Origin of the sequence: Ancylobacter koreensis (assembly GCF_023016525.1) — a bacterium.
GTDB lineage: Bacteria > Pseudomonadota > Alphaproteobacteria > Rhizobiales > Xanthobacteraceae > Ancylobacter > Ancylobacter koreensis.
Genome location: NZ_JALKCG010000009.1, coordinates 69073 through 86699 on the forward strand (window position 1 = coordinate 69073; position 17627 = coordinate 86699).

The window sequence follows — 17627 nt, forward strand, 5'->3', positions numbered from 1 at the left end:
CTATTCACGGAGACCGCACGGATAATCGTCTTGCGATCATCGTCAATCGACGATAAACGATTGCGCATGCCTGCCGCTATCGACGACGACGAACTGCTTGCCCTGCGCCTGCGCGCCCTCGCGCATCCGGCGCGGCTGGCGATCATGCGGGCGCTGGCGCAGGTCGACCGCTGCCAGTGCGGCGAGATCGTACGCGGGCTCCCTCTCGCGCAATCGACCGTCTCGCAGCACCTGAAGGTCCTGAAGGAAGCCGGGCTCATCACCGGCACAATCGAGGGCCCGCGCTCCTGCTACTGCCTTGACCGCGAGACGCTCGCGGCGCTGGCCGGGCAGGTCGGCCCGCTGCTGGCGACGCTGGCGGGCGGCCCAACATCCACTGAGTCCATCGCCGAGTTGCCCGCCGGGCGCATCCCCGATGCGCGGGAGGGCGCACTGGTCTGACGCCGCCGGATGCCTATCTGAATGATGAAAATCGGGAATCGGGCGCAATGCCCGGCACGAAACTGAACTGGAAGCCGCATGTCCGCACCTGAGGGCGGAACCGCCGTCGCGCGCCCCTCGAAATCTTCCGGCATCGATCCGCGTGGAAGCCTGCTGGTCGCCCTGAAGGGACTTTGGCCCTATCTGTGGCCGCAGGACCGCATGGACCTGCGCGCCCGCGTGCTGTGGGGCCTGCTGCTGCTGGTGCTCGCCAAGATCGCCACCATGGTCACGCCTTTCCTGTTCAAATGGGCGACCGATGCGGTGGCGGAGGGAGAGGGCGCGCGCATCTCCACCGACACGATCAGCCTGCTGGTCGCCGCGCCGTTGATGCTGACGCTCGCCTACGGCTTCTCGCGCATCGTCATGGCCGGGCTGACGCAACTGCGCGACGGCCTGTTCGCCAAGGTGGCGATGCACGCCGTGCGCCGGCTGGCGCTGGAGACCTTCCAGCACATGCACGCGCTGTCGCTGCGCTTCCACCTGGAGCGCAAGACCGGCGGCCTGACGCGCATCCTCGAGCGCTCGCGCGAGGGCATCGAGACCATCGTGCGCATGCTGGTGCTGCATCTGGGCCCGACCATCCTGGAATTCGCCATGGTGATCGGCGTGCTGTTCTGGCAGTTCGACTGGCGCTATGTGGTTGCGACCGTCGGCATGATCCTCGGCTACACGCTGTTCACCTTCGTAATGACCGAGCATCGCATGGGCATCCGCGCGGCGATGAACGAGAGCGACACCGACGCCAACGCCAAGGCGGTCGACAGCCTGCTCAACTACGAGACGGTGAAGTATTTCGGCGCCGAGAAGTGGGAAGCGGACCGCTACGACCGCTCCATGGCGCGCTACGAGCGCGCCTCGATCCACACCCACACCTCGCTGGCCTGGCTGAATGCCGGGCAGGCGGCGATCTTCACGATGGGCCTCACCGCCACCATGGCGCTGTGCGTGTTCGACATCCGCGCCGGGCGGCAGTCGGTGGGCTCCTTCGTCATGGTCAACGCCATGATGGTCCAGCTCTACCAGCCGCTGAACTTCCTCGGCATGATCTATCGCGAGATCAAGCAGTCGCTGATCGACATCGAGGCGATGTTCACCATCCTCTCGCGTTCGCCCGAGGTGAAGGACACCCCCGGCGCCCGCCCGCTGGAGCTGGCGGGCGGCACGGTGCGCTTCGAGGGTGTGCGCTTCTCCTACGATCCCGACCGCGAAATTCTCAAGGGCGTGAGCTTCGAGGTGCCGGCCGGGCGCACGGTGGCCATTGTCGGCCCGTCGGGCGCCGGCAAGTCGACCATCTCGCGGCTGCTGTTCCGTTTCTACGACGTCAATGAGGGTCGCATCACCATCGACGGGCAGGACCTGCGCGACATCACGCAGGAAAGCCTGCGCGCCGCCATCGGCATGGTCCCGCAGGACACGGTGCTGTTCAACGACACGCTGGCCTACAATGTCCGCTACGGCCGCGCCGGGGCGTCCGACGAGGAGGTGGCGCGCGCCGCCGAGCTGGCGCAGATCGACGGCTTCGTCCGCCGCACGCCGAAGGGCTACGCCACCGAGGTCGGCGAGCGCGGGCTGAAACTCTCCGGCGGCGAGAAGCAGCGCGTCGCCATCGCCCGCACCATCCTGAAGAATCCGCCCATCCTCATCCTCGACGAGGCGACCTCGGCGCTCGACAGCCACACCGAGCGCGAGATTCAGGACGCGCTGGAGCGCGTCTCGCGCGGACGTACGACGCTCGTCATCGCGCACCGGCTCTCCACCGTGGTTTCGGCCGACGAGATCATCGTGCTGGAGCGCGGGCGCATCGCCGAGCGCGGCACCCATGCGGCGCTAATGCTGCGGCACGGGCTCTACCACTCGATGTGGGAGCGCCAGCGCGAGGCCGAGCGCGCCCGCGAGACGCTCAAGGCGGCGGGCGAGGCCGAGGATCCCGGTGCCGGGCAAATTGCCGACCAGGTTGCCGAGCCGGCCAAGGACGACGCGGCGGCCTGACCGGCGCCTCGTCTCCGCGTCGTGGGGCATGCTTATGCTTCGTCCGGCGCTTATCCCCGTGCTGCGGCGAGCCGGCATTTGACGGCCGGGCCTGCGGGCCCTACCTGTGCGGGAGCCCGGTGGGCGCCCCTTGCGAAAGGCTCCTGATGTCCGTCCTCGATTCCATCCGCAGCGGCCTCGTGCCGGTCCATCGGGAAGGCTACCCGTTCCTGCTGATCGGCGCCTCGGTGTCCGCCGTGCTGCTGTGGCTCGTGCCGCCGCTCGGCTGGATCTGCGTGCTGATCACGGTGTGGATCGCCTATTTCTTCCGCGATCCCGAGCGTGTCACCCCGGTGCGCGAGGGCCTGGTGATCTCGCCGGCCGACGGGCGTGTGTGCCTGGTTGGCCCCGCCGTGCCGCCGGCCGAGCTGGGTTTGGGCGACGCGCCGCTGCCGCGCGTGTGCATCTTCATGAACGTGTTCGACGTGCATGTGAACCGCGCCCCGCTCGCCGGCCGGGTGAGCCGCATTGCCTACCGGCCCGGCAAGTTCCTCAGTGCCGATCTCGACAAGGCGAGCGAGGACAATGAGCGCAGCGGCATGGTGCTGGAGACCTCGCTCGGCCGCTTCGGCGTGGTGCAGATCGCCGGCCTCGTCGCCCGCCGCATCGTCAGCTTCGTGCATGAGGGCGACAGCCTCGCGCCGGGGCAGCGCTACGGCCTGATCCGCTTCGGCTCGCGCGTCGACGTCTACATGCCGGCCGGCGCCCGACCCGCCGTCGCCGAGGGCCAGCGGGCCATCGCCGGCGAAACCGTGCTGGCCGACCTTGCCGCGCCCGGCGCGGAGACCACTTACCGGGTGGATTGAGCACCCGTGGATTGAGCCCCGTAGAGCGAGCGCGCGCGATGGCCGACCTGTTCCCTCCCTTCGACCCCGATGCCGAGCCGGACTCGCCCGAACCGCGCCGCCGCCGCTTCCAGGCGGTGCCGATGCGGGTCCTGCTGCCCAACCTCGTGACGCTGCTGGCGCTGTGCGCCGGCCTCACCGGCATCCGCATGGCTATCGAGGGACGTCTGGAACTGGCGCTCGGCGCCATCGTGCTGGCGGCGGTGCTCGACGGGCTGGACGGCCGGCTCGCCCGGCTGCTGCAGGGCACTTCGCGCTTCGGCGCCGAGCTCGACAGCCTGTCGGATTTCGTGTGCTTCGGCGTGGCGCCCGGCCTCGTGCTCTACATGTGGGGGCTGGAGACGCTGGGCTCGGTCGGCTGGATCGCCGCGCTCGCCTTCGCCATCTGCGCGGCGCTGCGTCTCGCCCGCTTCAACGTGATGCTTGAAGACCCCAACAAGCCGCCCTTCGCGTCCGACTTCTTCACCGGCGTGCCCGCGCCGGCGGGGGCGATCTGCGTGCTGCTGCCGGTCTATCTGGAGCTGATCGGCCTGCCGCGCCTCGTCGCCTCGCCGGCAGTGGCGGCGGCCTATTGCCTCGCGGTGGCGCTGCTCATGGTCTCCAAGGTGCCGGCCTTCTCCGGCAAGCGGCTCGGTGCGCGGGTGCCGCGCGACAAGGTGATGCCGCTCTTCGTCTGCGTGGTGCTGTTCGTCGCGGTGCTGGTGACGTGGCCGTGGACGGTGCTGTCGGTGATCTGCGTCGCCTATCTCGCGGCGCTGCCCTTCTCGGCGATGCACCACGCGCGGCTCACGCGCGACTATGAGAAGCGCCTCGCGGCGAACGCGGCCGGCGATGCGCATCCGCCCGCCGTGGCGGGAGAGGCGGCGGACAGCCGCCCGAGCCATCTGAACTAAGGTCGGAATTTCTGGCCGGGTCGTCCGACCGAATGACGGGGCCGCCGACGGCCCCGTTTTTCTTTCACGGGGAATGAGGCGCTCAGCGCGCCCTGCGGGCCATGGCTTCGACGCGCGCGGTCAGCGAGGCGCCGGGAAAGGCTTGTCGCAGCAGCCGAAGCGCCTCGGCGTCGGAGCCCGGCCGCGCCAGATCGAGATGCTGCGACATGAGCTGCGCGACCGTCGCGACATCGCGACGGGCATAGACGATGCGCACGGCCTCGCTCTCGCGCGATTTTGCGGAGGGCAGGGTATTCACTGTCACGCTCGCTGCCTGCAGCATCACAACAGCCTCCGATCGCCGGAACGAATCAATCAGCTTTCCTCATGCACAAGATGAGGCGCCCGATCCTGCAACGCACGAACTATTTTGCAGTTCCCGACCTTGTGATGGCCGGTGTGGCGAAGTTCTCACAGTCGCAGTGTTCCCGGCATCCGAGACAATACGAAGACATGCCACGAATATTTCAAATATGAGACAGTTCTTGCCGTCGCGCACGGCCTTCCGCCGGCGGCGAATAAGGGATTAGCCGTATCCCGGCGTATCACGTCTGAGAAATGACCGGATCGTTCCAGTCATTCGGGCGGCGCCCGTCAGGAACGGGTCAGCGTGATCTTGGCGCCATCGGCGGTGGCGGTGCCGTCATACTGGCCGGCGGAGGCCGGCTGAAGGCGGGCGGTGACCTTGCCAAGGTGATTCTGGAGCACGATGTCGTTGCCCCACACGTCCCAGCCCTTGGTCATGAAAATATCGTTCGGGCAGTCGACGTCGGCATTGGCGGCGAAGCCGGTCATGCCGCGATCGGTCGAAAGGGTGACGCGGCACTGCTTCTGGCCGTTGTCCCACGCATAGGTCCAGGTGCCGGCGAGCTGGGTGCGGGCGGCGCCCGGCTCGGCATAGGCGACCCCGCCCGGCGCGGTGGCCGGCGGCGGCGACAGCGCCACGGAAGAGGCGGTGGTCGCGCGCGGCGTGACGGCGGCGGCCGCGCTTGCGGCGTTGGCGCCGTAGCTCGGCAGGCCCGGCGCGGCGACCGGCGAACTCTCGATCGAGCCCGACGGGGCGGGCGTGATCTGGCTGGTCTCGACGGGGGAGGGCGAGGAACCGCCGAAGCCATCCAGAACGGTGCTGCAGCCGCCCAGCAGAACGGCGACGGCAGTCGTGGTGACGGCGGCGGTGAACTTCATCGGCCCTGCACTCCTCGTCCGGAACGGTATTCCCGGACGTCCAGTCCCAGTCATATGCGTGTGGCGCCTCGCGGGCCACGAACGGACGTTCTGTTTCCCCAAGGATCGTGGCATGAGCATGACCCGGGCGACGCGGCAAAGCCGTCCACCGATCTTGCCGCGATCATGGTCAACGGGAGCTTAACGCAGCCGGCGGCGCTGCGCATCAGGAAGTGTCATCAGCACGTCTGCAACGCCCGGCCGGTGCCCGGCTTGCCGTCAGGCCGCCGGGGGGCGCCGGCGAAATCTCGCCCGTTCCGCGCCAAGGCCGTTCAGTTTTGCGCGGAACTGCTTTATGTGCGGCGCAGCGAGAGGAGCTGCGCCATGTATCAGATGCTGGATCCTGCCACCCTGCGAGTTCTCGTCACCGGGGCCACCTCGGGCATCGGAGCGGCCACCGCCCGGCGCTTCGCGCTGGCCGGCGCCCATGTCGTCGGCACCGGCCGCCGGGCCGACCGGCTGATCGGCCTGCGCGACGAACTCGGCGCCCGCTTCCACCCGCTGGAGGTGGATGTGCGCGACAATGACGCGCTGGTCGCTGCGCTGGCCGGCCTGCCGGAAGCCTTTGCCCCGTTCAACGTGGTGTTCGCCAATGCCGGGCTCGCGCTCGGGCTGGAACCCGCCCATGCCGCGCTTCTGAGCGACTGGGACGACATGGTGGAGACCAACATCAAGGGCCTGCTCTACACGGTGCGCGCGACGCTGCCCGCCATGGTGGAGCGCAAGGAGGGCCATGTGCTGTTCACCGGCTCGGTGGCCGGCGACTATCCCTATCCCGGCGGCAACGCCTACGGCGCCACCAAGGCCTTCGTGAAGCAGTTCGCGCTCAACCTGATCGCGGACGTCGCCGGCACCGGCGTGCGGGTGACCAATATCGAGCCGGGCATGGTGGAGACCGAGTTCTCGCTGGTGCGCTTCCACGGCGACGCGGCGAAGTCGGAAGGCGTCTATGCCGGCACCGAGGCGATGATGGCCGAGGATATCGCCGAGCAGGTGTTCTTCGCCGCAACGCTGCCGCGCCGGGTGAACATCAACCGCATCCAGGCCTTCGCGACCTGCCAGAGCTTCTCGCCCTTCAAGGTGACGCGCGGCTGAGGCCGGCGACACGGCGCCGCCGAGAGCGGCGCGACCTTCAGAGCAGGACGGCGCCGCCGAGAGCGGCGCCGGCGACCACGGCCCACGCCGGCACGCGCCACAGCACGAGCGCCAGATAAGCCAGCAGCGCCAGCGCGAAGGCGCGGCCCGAGGTGAGGCTCGACGTGACCACCGGGTCCCAGAAGGCGGCGCCGAGCAGCCCGACCACGGCGGCGTTGACGCCCGCCATGGCGTCGCGCACCCGCCGGTCGGCGGCAAGCCGCGTCCAGAAGCGCAGCGCCGCATAGACCAGCAGCGCCGAAGGCAGGAAGGCGCCGACGAGCGCGATGGCGCCACCCAGCGCGCCGTTCGGCGCGGTCGGCATCATCGCCCCGACATAGGCGGCGAAGCTGAACAGCGGGCCGGGCACCGCCTGCGCGACCCCGTAGCCGGCGAGAAAGACCTGTTGCGTCAGCCCGCCCGGACGCACCAGCTCGGCCTCGATCAGCGGAAGCACCACATGGCCGCCGCCGAACACCAGCGCGCCGGCACGGTAGAGCGTGTCGAACAGGGCTATGCCGGCATCGGCGCTCGCCTGCGCCAGCAGCGGCAGGCCGGCGAGCAACACTGCGAACAGCGCGAAGGCGACGAGCGAGGCGACCCGGCCGGGCAAATGGCGGACCGCCGGTTCGGCGACCGGCGCGGGGTCGAGCCGGATGACCGCCAGCCCCGCCAGTGCGCCGCCGGCGATGATGAGGATCTGGGCGAACGCGCCGGGCATCAGCGCGGCGAGGGCGGCAGCGAGGAGGGCGAGGCTGCGGCGCGGCCGGTCTGGGCACAGGTTCTTCGCCATGCCGAGCACGGCGTCGGCGACGATGGCGGCCGCCGCGACCTTCAGCCCGGCGAGCCAGCCCCCGCCGATGCCGGCGGCGTCCGCCTGCATGAGGCCGTAGGCGAAGCCGAGCATGATGAGGGCGGAGGGCAGGGTGAAGGCGAGCCATGCCGCCGCCATGCCGGCGGGCCCCGCGCGCATCAGCCCGATCGCCATGCCGACCTGGCTGGAGGCCGGGCCGGGCAGGAACTGGCACAGCGCCACGAGATTGGCGTAGCTCTCCTCGCTCAGCCAGCGCCGCCGCCGCACGAGGTCCTCGCGGAAATAGCCCAGATGCGCCACCGGCCCGCCGAAGGAGGTGACGCCGAGGCGCAGGAAGGCGAGGAACACCTCGCGCACGCTCCCCTGTTCGGGTGGGGCGGCAAAGGTGGGCGGGACGGTGGCGGGCTGCGGGTCGCTCATGGCGCGAGCGTTAGCCTGCCGCGCGGCGCAATGCATGTGAATTGTAGATGAAGGCGCCGGGCGTCTTTGCGGGCCGGGGAGAGGTCAGGGGCGGCGCGCGGCGCGCTCGCGCAGCAGCGTCTCCAGGAAGGCCCGGTCGTCGGTCAGGCGCTTGCCGTTCACGCCGTCCACCGTGCGGGTGCCGTCCGGTCCGACGAGCTTGTCGTAAGCCGCGCTCACATAGTCGAGCATCGCCAGCGCCCCCTTGATGTCGCCGCTGTCCTTGAGAGGGGAGACGAGGCGGTAGAGGCTGATGCTGCGGGCGTCAAAAGCGGTCACGAACTGGCGCGCGTCGTCGATGCGCAGCGGCTTCCAGCTGTCGGGGTCGCCTTCCCGGTCGACCTTGCCGACGATCTCGCGCAGCGCCTCGGCGAGGTCGGGATCGTAGGTGAAGGGCGAGACGGGCTGGACGACCCGGAGCAGTTCCTGATTGGCCTTCAGCCAGCCCTGCAGGGCGGCGCGCCGCAATATCCCCTCGTCCGACGGGTCCGCCACAGCCGCCGCCTTGCAGAAGAAGTACATGCGGAAGGCGTGCTCGTCGCCTTTCACCGTTTCACGCTCGCAGCGCTGGCGGATATCGCGGCTGGACGGCCGGGCGCTGGCATCCTTCACGAACAGCACGTCCGCCTTCAGCCCGGCCACGCTCTGGACGAGCAGGATCGGATAGGCGGAATAGCCGCCCCCGTCCTTCCAGTCCGTGACGAGCCAGAGCGGTTCCGGCAGCGGCGGTTCCAGCGCGATGTGCAGCGGCGTCTTCGCCCCGGCCTGGGCAGCGTTGGAACCATCGGCGAGCGAGATGCGCGCGCCCTTGCGCCAGATCGACACGCGCTGGTGGGCCGAATCCGGGTCGGTGCTGAAATTCAGCGTCAGCTCGGAAGCGCCGGGCGCCGCGTCCTGCGCGCGTGCCGGTTGCCCCGCATGAAGGACCAGCGCAGCGGCGGCGAGCCACGCAAGGAGAGCAGGCGTTCTCATAGCTTCAACCCGACCAGAAGCATCACATAGACGGCGAGCGAGGAGGCAAGATCGGAGAAGAAGGCGCGGTTCGTCGCCGCCTTTTCCCAGTGGTCCGGCGCGAACAGGAAGGTGCCGACGAGGGCGGACAGCAGGGCCAGCGTCGACACCACGACGAGCACGCCGAACAGAATGCGGGTATGGGCATTGTGGACCAGCAGGCTCGCCGTCAGCGCCGCGAGCAGGGGCAGCAGGATTTGCCGCAGCAGGTTCAGCGTACCGGTGGAGTTGTCCGCGAAATAGCTGACCGCGCCGAGGATGCCGTCGTCTTCCAACTGCCATTCGAGGGGGCTGAGATGGATGGCGCCGTAGACCGTCCAGGCAATGATGGGCACGCAATAGGCGAGCAGCATGATGGTCGCCACGATCTGTCGGAAGCCCTGCACGGGCCCGCCGGGGTTCGCCGCTGACACCCCGTTTCTCGGCATGCGCCCCATGTCCCTCGATCCCCCAATCCAACGACGCCACAATCGTTAATCCATAACGATTATCACCGCAATCGTAGATTGCGTATCGCGACAACCTGAAACCCGCGCGGGAGCGCCGGCTTTGTTGGCATCGGGGAAGGTCTCGAAAGAACTCAGGCGGCGGCGACGACCGAGGGCATGGCGAGCGCGGCGCGCAGCATGTCGGCGAGGCGCCGGGCTGCCGAGGAGGCGGCCGGCGCGAGGAACAGCGCGACCTCGATATCCGGCAGCGGCGGCAGCCCGTCCGCCGTGCCCAGCCGGCGCCATTCCGGCGGCGCGGCGCATTCCGGAAGCGCGGTGATGCACAGGCCGGTCTCGACCGCCGCGTGCACGCCTCCCTGCGAGGAGGAGGTGCAGGCGACGCGCCAGCTCAGCCCCGCCTTGTCGAGCGTGGCAGCGATGTGCGGGCGCACCCGGCAGCCGGTGGGGAACAGCGCCAACGGCAGGGGGGCGTTGCGCTCCGGCCGGTGGCCGCGCGCCGCGAGCCAGAGCAGCTTCTCGCGCTTGATCAGCTCGCCGGTGGGGCGCGAGAGGTCGCGAGTGAGCAGCGCGACGTCGATATGGCCGCGCTCGACCTCCGGCTCGATGTTCTTCGAGAGGTCGGCACGGATGGAAATCTCGACGCGGGGATAGGCGGCGGCGAAGCGCGCGATGGTCGGGGTGAAATAGGCGTCGACGTAATCGTCCGGCATGCCGACCCGCACGCTGCCTTCCGGTGTGCCGCCCTTCAGGTCGGCCAGCGCCTCGCTCTCATAGGCGAGCAGCCGGCGCGCATGGGCGACGAGGCGCTCGCCGGTCTCGGTGAGCGAGATGCCGCGCCGCGAGCGCTCCAGCAGCCGGACGCCGAGATTGTCTTCAAGCTGGGCAATGCGCGCCGAGACCGCCGATTGCGTGCGTCCGACACGGTCGGCGGCGGCGGTGAAGCCGCCCGTGTCGACGATGGCGATCAGCATGCCGAGGGATTCGGTGTCGAGATGACGCATCACGGCCTCCGGTCCGTTGGGCGGGGGATCGCGGCGCCCGTCGCGCCGGCTTCTTCATATCAGAATTGTCAATGAAACGACAAAATAAATTCGCTTTCGCGATTTCAGATGCGGGAGTAGACACTCACCAGAATGGGCACCGGGTGCGGATGCGCGCAAGCACGCACCGGCGGCTCATTCCTCCCAGACGTCACACTTCGTTTCTGTCGAGCCCGGCAATGTCCCCGCCTCCCGCCGCCCTGACGGCCCCCGCGCATGCGGTCCTTCCCGATTCCCGCCCTGTGGTGAATGCCGAGGCGCAGCGCCGCCGGCAGGCCTTCTTCGCCGTGGTGCTGGCGGCGATGTGCATCGGCTTCTCGCCGATCCTGGTGCGGGTCGCCGATGCCGGGCCGGCGGCGATCGGCTTCTGGCGGCTGTTCTTCGCGCTCGGCCCGACCGCGCTGTGGGCCTTTGCCGAGCATCGCTCGGCGCGGCGCCAGGCGAGCCCCGCCCGTCCCGCGCCCCGGCTCACGGCGCGCCAGTTCCTGCTGGCGGCGCTGGCGGGCCTGTTCTTCGGCGCCGATCTCATCGTCTTCCACACCGGGCTCGCTCATACCAGCACGGCGAATGCGGTGCTGCTCGGCAATCTCGCCGTGGTGTTCGTCTTCGTGTTCGGCTGGCTGATCCTGCGCGAACGCCCGACGCGTGGGCTGATGATCGCGCTGGCCATGGCGCTCTCGGGCACGGTGCTCATCATCGCCAGCAGCGCCTTCCAGACCCGTGGCGCCGGCGTGCACCCGGTGGGAGTGCTCGGCGACCTGCTCTGTGTCGCTGCGGCGCTTTTCTACGCCGGCTACATGCTGACGACGCGCGCCGTGCGCCGCGCGGCGACCACCAAGGCGGTGCCGCTGGGCGGCGGCATGGCCTCGTTCATCGCTGCCTGCACCGGCGCCGTGCTGTGCCTCGGCTGGGCGGTGGCGAGCGGCGAGACGCTGGTGCCGCAGAGCCTGAAGGGGCTGCTGGCAGTGATCGGCCTCGGGCTGATCGCCCAGGCGGCCGGGCAGGGGCTCGCCACCTTCGCGCTGGGCCGTCTGCCGGCCGGGCTGATCTCGGTGGTGCTGCTGCTGCAGATCGTCGTCGGCGTGACGTTGGCGGCGCTGCTGTTCGGCGAGATTCCCTCGCTCGCCGTGCTTGTCGGCGGGCTGCTGGTGGTGGCCGGCGTCGCCACCGCCCGTCCGAACTGAACGCGAGGTGGGCGTGGCGTCGCTCTCGCCTCTTGCGGAGGCGGAGCGGCGGGTCTACCTGCGTCTGACAGCTTTGAGGAGCCCCAGATGCAGCCCAATCCCTTCGGCGGCGTGATCGAAAATCTCTCGGTGGAGGAAGTGAAGGCCGGGCTCGACGCCGGGACCATCCTTCTGGTGGACGTGCGCGAGCCGAACGAGACGGCCGCCGAGAGCATTCCCGGCGCGGTCGAGTTCCCGCTTTCGGCCTTTGACGCCCATGCGCTGCCCGATCCCGGCGAGAAGACGCTGGTGTTTTCCTGCCGCTCCGGCCAGCGCTCGCAGAAGGCCGCCGCCGCCGCGCAGGCCGCGGGCGTCGACTTGCATCGACACATGGCTGGCGGCATCCTTGCCTGGAAGGAAGCGGGGTTTCCGACCGAGAAGGGCTGATGGGCAACAACCGCGGATTTCGTCTTTTTCACAGACTGCGAAAGGCCCGGTTGTCCCTGCGTTCGCCGCAAGTGCGCGAGCGACGTCTCATCGTCCACATAGGCGGTCCGAAATGCGGCAGTTCGGCCATCCAGAGCATGCTGCTGGCCAACAACGCGGCGCTGGTGGCGCGCGGCATGCTGGTGGCGTCGGATACGCTGGATGCCGACAGCCTCGTGACATTCGGCCAGGTCGGTTATTTCTCGCAGCTTCTCGATCATCCTGATCCTGTCGGTGAGCTTACGCGCCGCTTTCGCGAACTGGCGGTCGTCATGGACGATCGCCAGGCGCACACGCTTATCATCACCGCCGAAAACCTTCTCGCTCCGGGCGGGCTCGCCTCCCCGGTGATACAGTCCGCCCGGACGGCCGGTTTCGCGCCGGAGGTGGTGGCGTATATCCGCCGGCCTGACGAACAGCTTATCGCTGGCTGGCAGCAATGGGGGATCAAGCTCTTCGATTCACCTCGTGCCTACTGGGCTGCGATTGCAAGCAATCCGAGCAGGATGGAACTGCTGGGAGCCTGGGAGCAGCAGGTGGGTATCGAGCGGCTGAAGGTCTTTCCCTTCCGCCGCGATCTCTTCCCCGAAAGCGACGTGGTACTTCATTTCCTGGCGACGATCGGGGTGGATCTTCCCGAGATGGTTCGGGGGCCTCCGGTCAACATAAGCTGCAACGAGCATCTCAGCGATCTTCTCAATCGCTCGCGCGACCTCTTCTGCGGGCGTGACGAGAACGACGTGCTAGGCCATCTGGCGCACGTTATCGGTCCGACCGCGTTCAAATCGGGCCCCGGCTCGTACTTCATGAGCCTCGCCGAGCGCCACGCCGTGGTCGAACGTTGCCGTGAACACGATGAGGCGCTGAAGGCGCGCTACCTGCCGCAGTTCGGCGCGGAACCCCTGTTTCCGCCGGTGTCTCCCGATCAGGTGGTGGAGTGCTCGGACATCGAGAAGCTGCGTGCGGAAAATGCACTGCTGCTGCGGGCTATCTATTCTCTCAGCCGGCGTGTGACAGAGCTGGAAGGTGCCCGCACCCGCAAGACGACGCTCGGGCTTGGGGGAAGGTTCTGGCGTTCCTAACCGGCCAGCCGGCGCACCACGTCGCGCGTCGCCTCGATCAGCCGCTCGACCTGGTCCTCGCCCGTCGCCGGGGAGGCCAGCATCATGTCGTGGAAGGGCGAGATCAGCACGCCGCGCACCAGCAGCGCGAGATGGATCGCCGCTTCAAGAGCGGGGTAATGCGCGCCCTTTGCCTGCCGTCCGTCGGTGAGGGGGGCGGGCGCGCGCACCACTTCCACCCGCGCGCCGCAGCGGGCGACATGCCAGGGAAGGCCGGCCGAGGCGAGCACCTGCGACAGTCCTGCCTCCATGCGGTCGGCGAGCCGGTTCATATGGGCATAGGCGTCCTCGGTGGCGACCTTCTCCAGCGTCGCGCGTAGCGCCGCGAGTTGGAGCGGGCTGCCCGACAGCGTCGTACCGAGACCCGAATGGCCGTCCGGCCGGTTGCGGCGCGCGGCGCCGAAGCGTGCGGCGGCTTCCTCGCTCATGCCCCACACGGCGGCCGGCACGCCGCCGGCGATGGCCTTGCCGACGACGAAGATGTCGGGATGCAGCCCGAAGGCGCCGGTATAGCCGCCCGGCCCGGTGGACAGCGTGTGGGTCTCGTCGATCAGCAGCAGCGTGCCGTGCCGCCGGGTGATCTCGCGCAGCCCCTCGTGGAAGCCGGGCTGCGGCAGCACCATGGCGCAGTTGGTCATCACCGGCTCGGCGATGGCGCAGGCGACGGTGTTGTCGGCCAGCGCGGTCTCCACCGCGTCGAGGTCGTTGAACGGCACGACCCGCGTCAGCACGGTGAGGTCGCGCGGCTCGCCGATCAGCGCCGGCCGGTTGCGCACCCGCCCGTCCGGGCCGATCTCGACGAACACCTCGTCCACCGCGCCATGATAGGCGCCGTCGAAGACGAGGATGCGCGGGCGCCCGGTGGCGGCGCGGGCGGCGCGCAGGGCGAAGCGGTTGGCGTCGGTGGCGGTGGTGGCGATTTGCCAGAAGGGCAGGCCGAAGCGGGCGGCGAGCAGATCGCCGACAGCGGCGGCATCCGGGCTCGGCAGCATGGTGGCGAGGCCCCGGCGAGCCTGCGCGATCAGCGCCTCGGCAACTGGGGCGGGGCCGTGACCGAACAGCGAGGCGGTGTCGCCGAGGCAGAAATCGTCATAGCCGTGGCCGTCCGCATCGACGAGCCGGGCGCCCTGCGCCTCGCGGATGACGAGCGGCACCGGCGTCGACCAGTCGACCATCCAGTGCATGGGCACGCCGTCGAGCAGATGGGCGGCGGCCTCGGCGGCGGCGCGCGTGTTCGGGCGCGTGCCGAGATAAAGCGCTTCCGCCTCCGCGCGCAGGGCGGCGGTGCGCGCCGGGCTCACGCCCGGACCTTCGGCAAACGACGTCACGGCATTCATCGCGGCCCGCCCGTCCTGCTGGCGTCGCCCCATCTAAGCACGATTTCGCGGCGCGCGCCGCAATCCGCCGCGAAAGGGCGGGGCCGTGCCGGCTCAGTGCACCCAGCCCCAGCGCTTGAGCTCGGCATAGGTCTCGTCGAGCGTCTTGCGGGCGCGGGCCACCAGCTCGTCGATCTCGCCGTGCGAGATGACCAGCGGCGGCGCGATGATGAGGCGGTCGCGCACCGCGCGCATCACGAGGTTGTTCCTGAACGAGAAGTCGCGCGCCAGCGTGCCGACCTTGCCGACATCGGGGAACTTGGTGCGACCGGTCTTGTCCGGCGTCAGCTCCAGCGCGCCGACGAGCCCGACCATCGGCGCCTCGCCGACGAGGGGGTGCTCGGCGAGCGTCGACCACTGCGCCTTGAGATAGGGGCCGGCATCGTTGGCGACGCGCTCCACCAGCTTCTCGCGCACCATGATGTCGAGATTGGCGAGCGCCGCCGCGCAGGCGGCGGGATGGCCGGAATAGGTGTAGCCGTGGTTGAAGTCGCCGCCTTCCAGCAGCACCTCGGCCACCCGGTCGGCGACCATGACGCCGCCGAGCGGCATGTAGCCCGAGGTGATGCCCTTGGCCATGACGAGGATGTCCGGCTGGGTGCCGAAGGTCTCGCAGCCGAACCAGTTGCCGGTGCGCCCGAAGCCGCAGATCACCTCGTCGGAGATGAAAAGGATGTCGCGCTCGCGGCAGATGCGGGCGATCTCCGGCCAGTAGCTCGCGGGCGGGATGATGACGCCGCCGGCGCCCTGGATGGGCTCGGCGATGAAGGCGGCGATGCGGTCCTCGCCCATGGCGTCGATGGTGGATTCCAGCGCGCGGGCGGTGCGCAGGCCGAATTCCTCCGGCGTCTCGCCCTGGCGCGCCTCGCCCCACCAATAGGGCTGGGCGATGTGCACGATGTCGGGAATGACCGCGCTCTGCCCGTGCATCGGCGCCATGCCGCCCAGGCTTCCGGCGGCGACGGTGGAGCCGTGATAGGCGTTGCGACGGGAGATGATGATCTTCTTCTCCGGCTTTTCCTTGATCTGGAAATAGCGGCGGACGAGCTTGATCACCGTGTCGTTGGATTCCGAGCCCGAGCCGGTGAAGAACACCTTGTTGAACTGCGGCGGGGTCAGCTCGGCGAGCTTGGCCGCCAGCTCGATGGCCGGCCTGTGCGTGGTCTTGAAGAAGGTGTTGTAGTAGGGCAGCTCGCGTAGCTGCGCGGCGACCGCCTCGACGATCTCCTCGCGCCCGTAGCCGACATTCACGCACCACAGGCCCGACATGCCGTCGAGGATGCGGTTGCCCTCCGAGTCCGTCAGCCACACGCCCTCGGCCTTCACGATGATGCGCGAGCCCTCGGCATTCAGCGATTTCATGTCGCTGAACGGGTGCAGATGGTGGGCGGCGTCCAGCGCGCGCAGCTCGGCGGTCGAGGAGGGAAGCGGCATGATGCTCTCGCGCAAAAGGGAGGGGCCGGGTCGGTCGGCGCAGAATGTGATCACATTTTTACGTGCGTCAAGCCGTTCCGCATGGCACAAGAGCACCGGCTTGACCGCTCCCCTGCGGCCATGACCAAATCGACGTGACGAGTTTACCCAGGTGGATCATGCCATTGCCCGATGCCGTGGAAGACGCCACGGCCGCCGCGAGCGAAGCCGATAATCACACCGACGCGTTCGGCGCCTATGTCGCCGCCCATGGCGCGCCGGAAATCGTCGAGGTCCTGCTGCCCGACACGCATGGCGTGCTCAGGGGCAAATGGATCCCCGGCGCAGCGGGCGGCAAGATCTGGGGCGACGGCGTCGCCATTCCGCTTTCCATCTTCGGCCTCGACATCTGGGGCCGCGAGGTGGAGGAGACCGGCATCCACATCGAGACCGGCGACCGCGACGGCATCTGCCGCCCCGTGCCGGGCACGCTGACGCCGGTGCCGTGGTCGCCGCGCCCGGCGGCGCAGGTCATGCTCTCCATGTATGAGCCGGATTTGCGCGGCGGCGAGCGTCCCTGGGAGCTCGACCCGCGCCACAAGCTCGCCCATCAGGTGGAGCGCCTCGCCGCGCTCGGTCTTTACCCCTGCGTCGCCTTCGAGCTCGAATTCTATCTGCTGAAGACCACTGCGGGCGCCGGCGGCGTGCCAGAGCCGGTGTTCCCCGCCTCGTCCAACGGGCCGGCGCGGCAGAACATGTATTCCATGTCCGACCTCGACGCCTTCGCGCCGCTGCTGCACGACATTCGCGAGGCCGCGCGCATCCAGGGCCTGCCGGCCGATACGGTGATCTCGGAGGCCGCGCCCGGACAGTACGAAGTCAACCTCTATCACCGCCGCGATCCGATGGCGGCGGCCGACGACGCCATATTGCTGCGCCGGCTGATCGACGGCGTGGCGCGCAAGCACGGCGTGCGGGCGAGCTTCATGGCCAAGCCCTTCCTCGATTTCGCCGGCTCGGGGATGCACGTCCATGTGAGCCTGACGGATGGCGAGGGCGGCAATGCCTTCGGCGCCGGGGAGGCGGGTGAGCGCCTGCTGCGCAGCGCCGCCGCCGGGCTGCTCGCCACCATGGCGGACACCGCCGTGCTCTATGTGCCGAGCTACAACGGCTTCCGCCGGCTGGTGCCGGGCAGCTACGCGCCGACCAGCATCTCCTGGGGCTATGACAACCGCGCGGTGGCGGTGCGCGTGCCGAACGGCCCATCCAAGGCGCGCCGTCTGGAGCACCGCATCGCCGGCGCCGACGCCCACCCCCATCTCGTGCTGGCGGCCATACTCGCCGGCATGCTGGAGGGCATCGAGCGCGGTCTGGAGCCGCCGCCTCCGCTCACCGGCAACGCCTATGAGCAGGAAGCTCCGCATCTGAGCTACGACATGGGCGAGGCGATCCGCGATTTCGCGCGCTCGGATTTCGTTTCGCGCGCCTTCGGCGCCGAATACCAGCGCGTCTTCGCCATCATGAAGGAAGCCGAGCTCGCCGCCTTCGAGCGCCGCATCAACCCGCTCGAGTACGAGACCTATTTGTGAGCAAGGTCATGACTTGAGCACCGGGCGACGAGGCTCTAGCCTTGGCGTCAGGGTGTAGCT

At 69.2% G+C, this 17627-nt stretch carries 17 protein-coding genes; 9 read left to right on the top strand and 8 right to left on the bottom strand.

Annotated features, from left to right (window positions below):
* Positions 1-66 precede the first annotated feature (66 nt).
* From MWN33_RS17560 to pssA, 4 genes are all read left to right on the top strand, one after another.
* Positions 67-441, top strand: a complete 375-nt coding sequence (locus tag MWN33_RS17560) for an ArsR/SmtB family transcription factor (protein ID WP_247202349.1) — start codon at positions 67-69, stop codon at positions 439-441.
* 78 nt (positions 442-519) lie between these two features.
* On the top strand, positions 520-2472 hold the full coding sequence (locus MWN33_RS17565; protein ID WP_247202350.1) for an ABCB family ABC transporter ATP-binding protein/permease: 1953 nt from the start codon (positions 520-522) through the stop codon (positions 2470-2472).
* Positions 2473-2618: 146 nt separating this feature from the next.
* Positions 2619-3317 (top strand): phosphatidylserine decarboxylase, encoded by a 699-nt coding sequence (locus MWN33_RS17570; protein ID WP_247202351.1) that lies wholly within the window; start codon positions 2619-2621, stop codon positions 3315-3317.
* A 38-nt stretch (positions 3318-3355) separates the two neighbouring features.
* Positions 3356-4249 (top strand): CDP-diacylglycerol--serine O-phosphatidyltransferase, encoded by an 894-nt coding sequence (pssA, locus tag MWN33_RS17575; protein WP_247202352.1) that lies wholly within the window; start codon positions 3356-3358, stop codon positions 4247-4249.
* Positions 4250-4331: 82 nt separating this feature from the next.
* Here pssA and MWN33_RS17580 read toward each other — a convergent pair whose 3' ends face one another.
* Both MWN33_RS17580 and MWN33_RS17585 read right to left on the bottom strand, forming a co-directional pair.
* Positions 4332-4571, bottom strand: coding sequence for a transferase (locus MWN33_RS17580; protein ID WP_247202353.1), 240 nt, complete (start codon positions 4569-4571; stop codon positions 4332-4334).
* A 311-nt stretch (positions 4572-4882) separates the two neighbouring features.
* A complete protein-coding gene (locus tag MWN33_RS17585) occupies positions 4883-5473 on the bottom strand; it encodes a protease inhibitor Inh/omp19 family protein (RefSeq protein WP_247202354.1) in 591 nt (196 codons plus the stop codon).
* 363 nt (positions 5474-5836) lie between these two features.
* Here MWN33_RS17585 and MWN33_RS17590 point away from each other — a divergent pair, with 363 nt between their 5' ends.
* Positions 5837-6607, top strand: coding sequence for an SDR family NAD(P)-dependent oxidoreductase (locus MWN33_RS17590; protein ID WP_247202355.1), 771 nt, complete (start codon positions 5837-5839; stop codon positions 6605-6607).
* Between the two features lie 37 nt (positions 6608-6644).
* Here the strand turns inward: MWN33_RS17590 and chrA are convergent, their stop codons facing one another.
* The 4 genes from chrA to MWN33_RS17610 form a co-directional block, all read right to left on the bottom strand.
* Positions 6645-7880 (bottom strand): chromate efflux transporter, encoded by a 1236-nt coding sequence (chrA, locus tag MWN33_RS17595; RefSeq protein WP_281493843.1) that lies wholly within the window; start codon positions 7878-7880, stop codon positions 6645-6647.
* A gap of 84 nt (positions 7881-7964) precedes the next feature.
* Positions 7965-8891, bottom strand: a complete 927-nt coding sequence (locus MWN33_RS17600; RefSeq protein ID WP_247202356.1) for a hypothetical protein — start codon at positions 8889-8891, stop codon at positions 7965-7967.
* Complete coding sequence (locus tag MWN33_RS17605; RefSeq protein WP_247202357.1) at positions 8888-9343, bottom strand: hypothetical protein; 456 nt, start codon at positions 9341-9343, stop codon at positions 8888-8890. The genes MWN33_RS17600 and MWN33_RS17605 overlap by 4 nt, the downstream gene beginning before the upstream one ends.
* A gap of 167 nt (positions 9344-9510) precedes the next feature.
* Positions 9511-10380 carry a LysR substrate-binding domain-containing protein gene (locus tag MWN33_RS17610; protein ID WP_247202358.1) on the bottom strand — a complete coding sequence of 290 codons (870 nt, stop codon included), beginning with the start codon at positions 10378-10380 and terminating at the stop codon, positions 9511-9513.
* Positions 10381-10598: 218 nt separating this feature from the next.
* On the opposite strand from MWN33_RS17610, the gene MWN33_RS17615 reads away from it, so the two are divergent.
* The 3 genes from MWN33_RS17615 to MWN33_RS17625 all read left to right on the top strand — a co-directional run bounded on the left by MWN33_RS17615 (position 10599) and on the right by MWN33_RS17625 (position 13150).
* Positions 10599-11603, top strand: coding sequence for a DMT family transporter (locus MWN33_RS17615; RefSeq protein WP_247202359.1), 1005 nt, complete (start codon positions 10599-10601; stop codon positions 11601-11603).
* Between the two features lie 87 nt (positions 11604-11690).
* A complete protein-coding gene (locus tag MWN33_RS17620) occupies positions 11691-12029 on the top strand; it encodes a rhodanese-like domain-containing protein (RefSeq protein WP_247202360.1) in 339 nt (112 codons plus the stop codon).
* Positions 12029-13150, top strand: coding sequence for a hypothetical protein (locus MWN33_RS17625; protein WP_247202361.1), 1122 nt, complete (start codon positions 12029-12031; stop codon positions 13148-13150). The genes MWN33_RS17620 and MWN33_RS17625 overlap by 1 nt, the downstream gene beginning before the upstream one ends.
* Here the strand turns inward: MWN33_RS17625 and MWN33_RS17630 are convergent.
* The gene (locus tag MWN33_RS17630; protein WP_247202392.1) at positions 13147-14526 is read right to left on the bottom strand and encodes a transaminase; all 1380 of its coding nucleotides are present in this window, start codon (positions 14524-14526) and stop codon (positions 13147-13149) included. The two genes, MWN33_RS17625 and MWN33_RS17630, sit on opposite strands and share 4 nt — an antisense overlap.
* A 93-nt stretch (positions 14527-14619) precedes the next feature.
* Positions 14620-15999 carry an aspartate aminotransferase family protein gene (locus tag MWN33_RS17635; RefSeq protein ID WP_247202362.1) on the bottom strand — a complete coding sequence of 460 codons (1380 nt, stop codon included), beginning with the start codon at positions 15997-15999 and terminating at the stop codon, positions 14620-14622.
* Between the two features lie 158 nt (positions 16000-16157).
* Here MWN33_RS17635 and MWN33_RS17640 point away from each other — a divergent pair, with 158 nt between their 5' ends.
* The gene (locus MWN33_RS17640) at positions 16158-17567 is read left to right on the top strand and encodes a glutamine synthetase family protein (protein ID WP_247202363.1); all 1410 of its coding nucleotides are present in this window, start codon (positions 16158-16160) and stop codon (positions 17565-17567) included.
* Positions 17568-17627 lie beyond the last annotated feature (60 nt).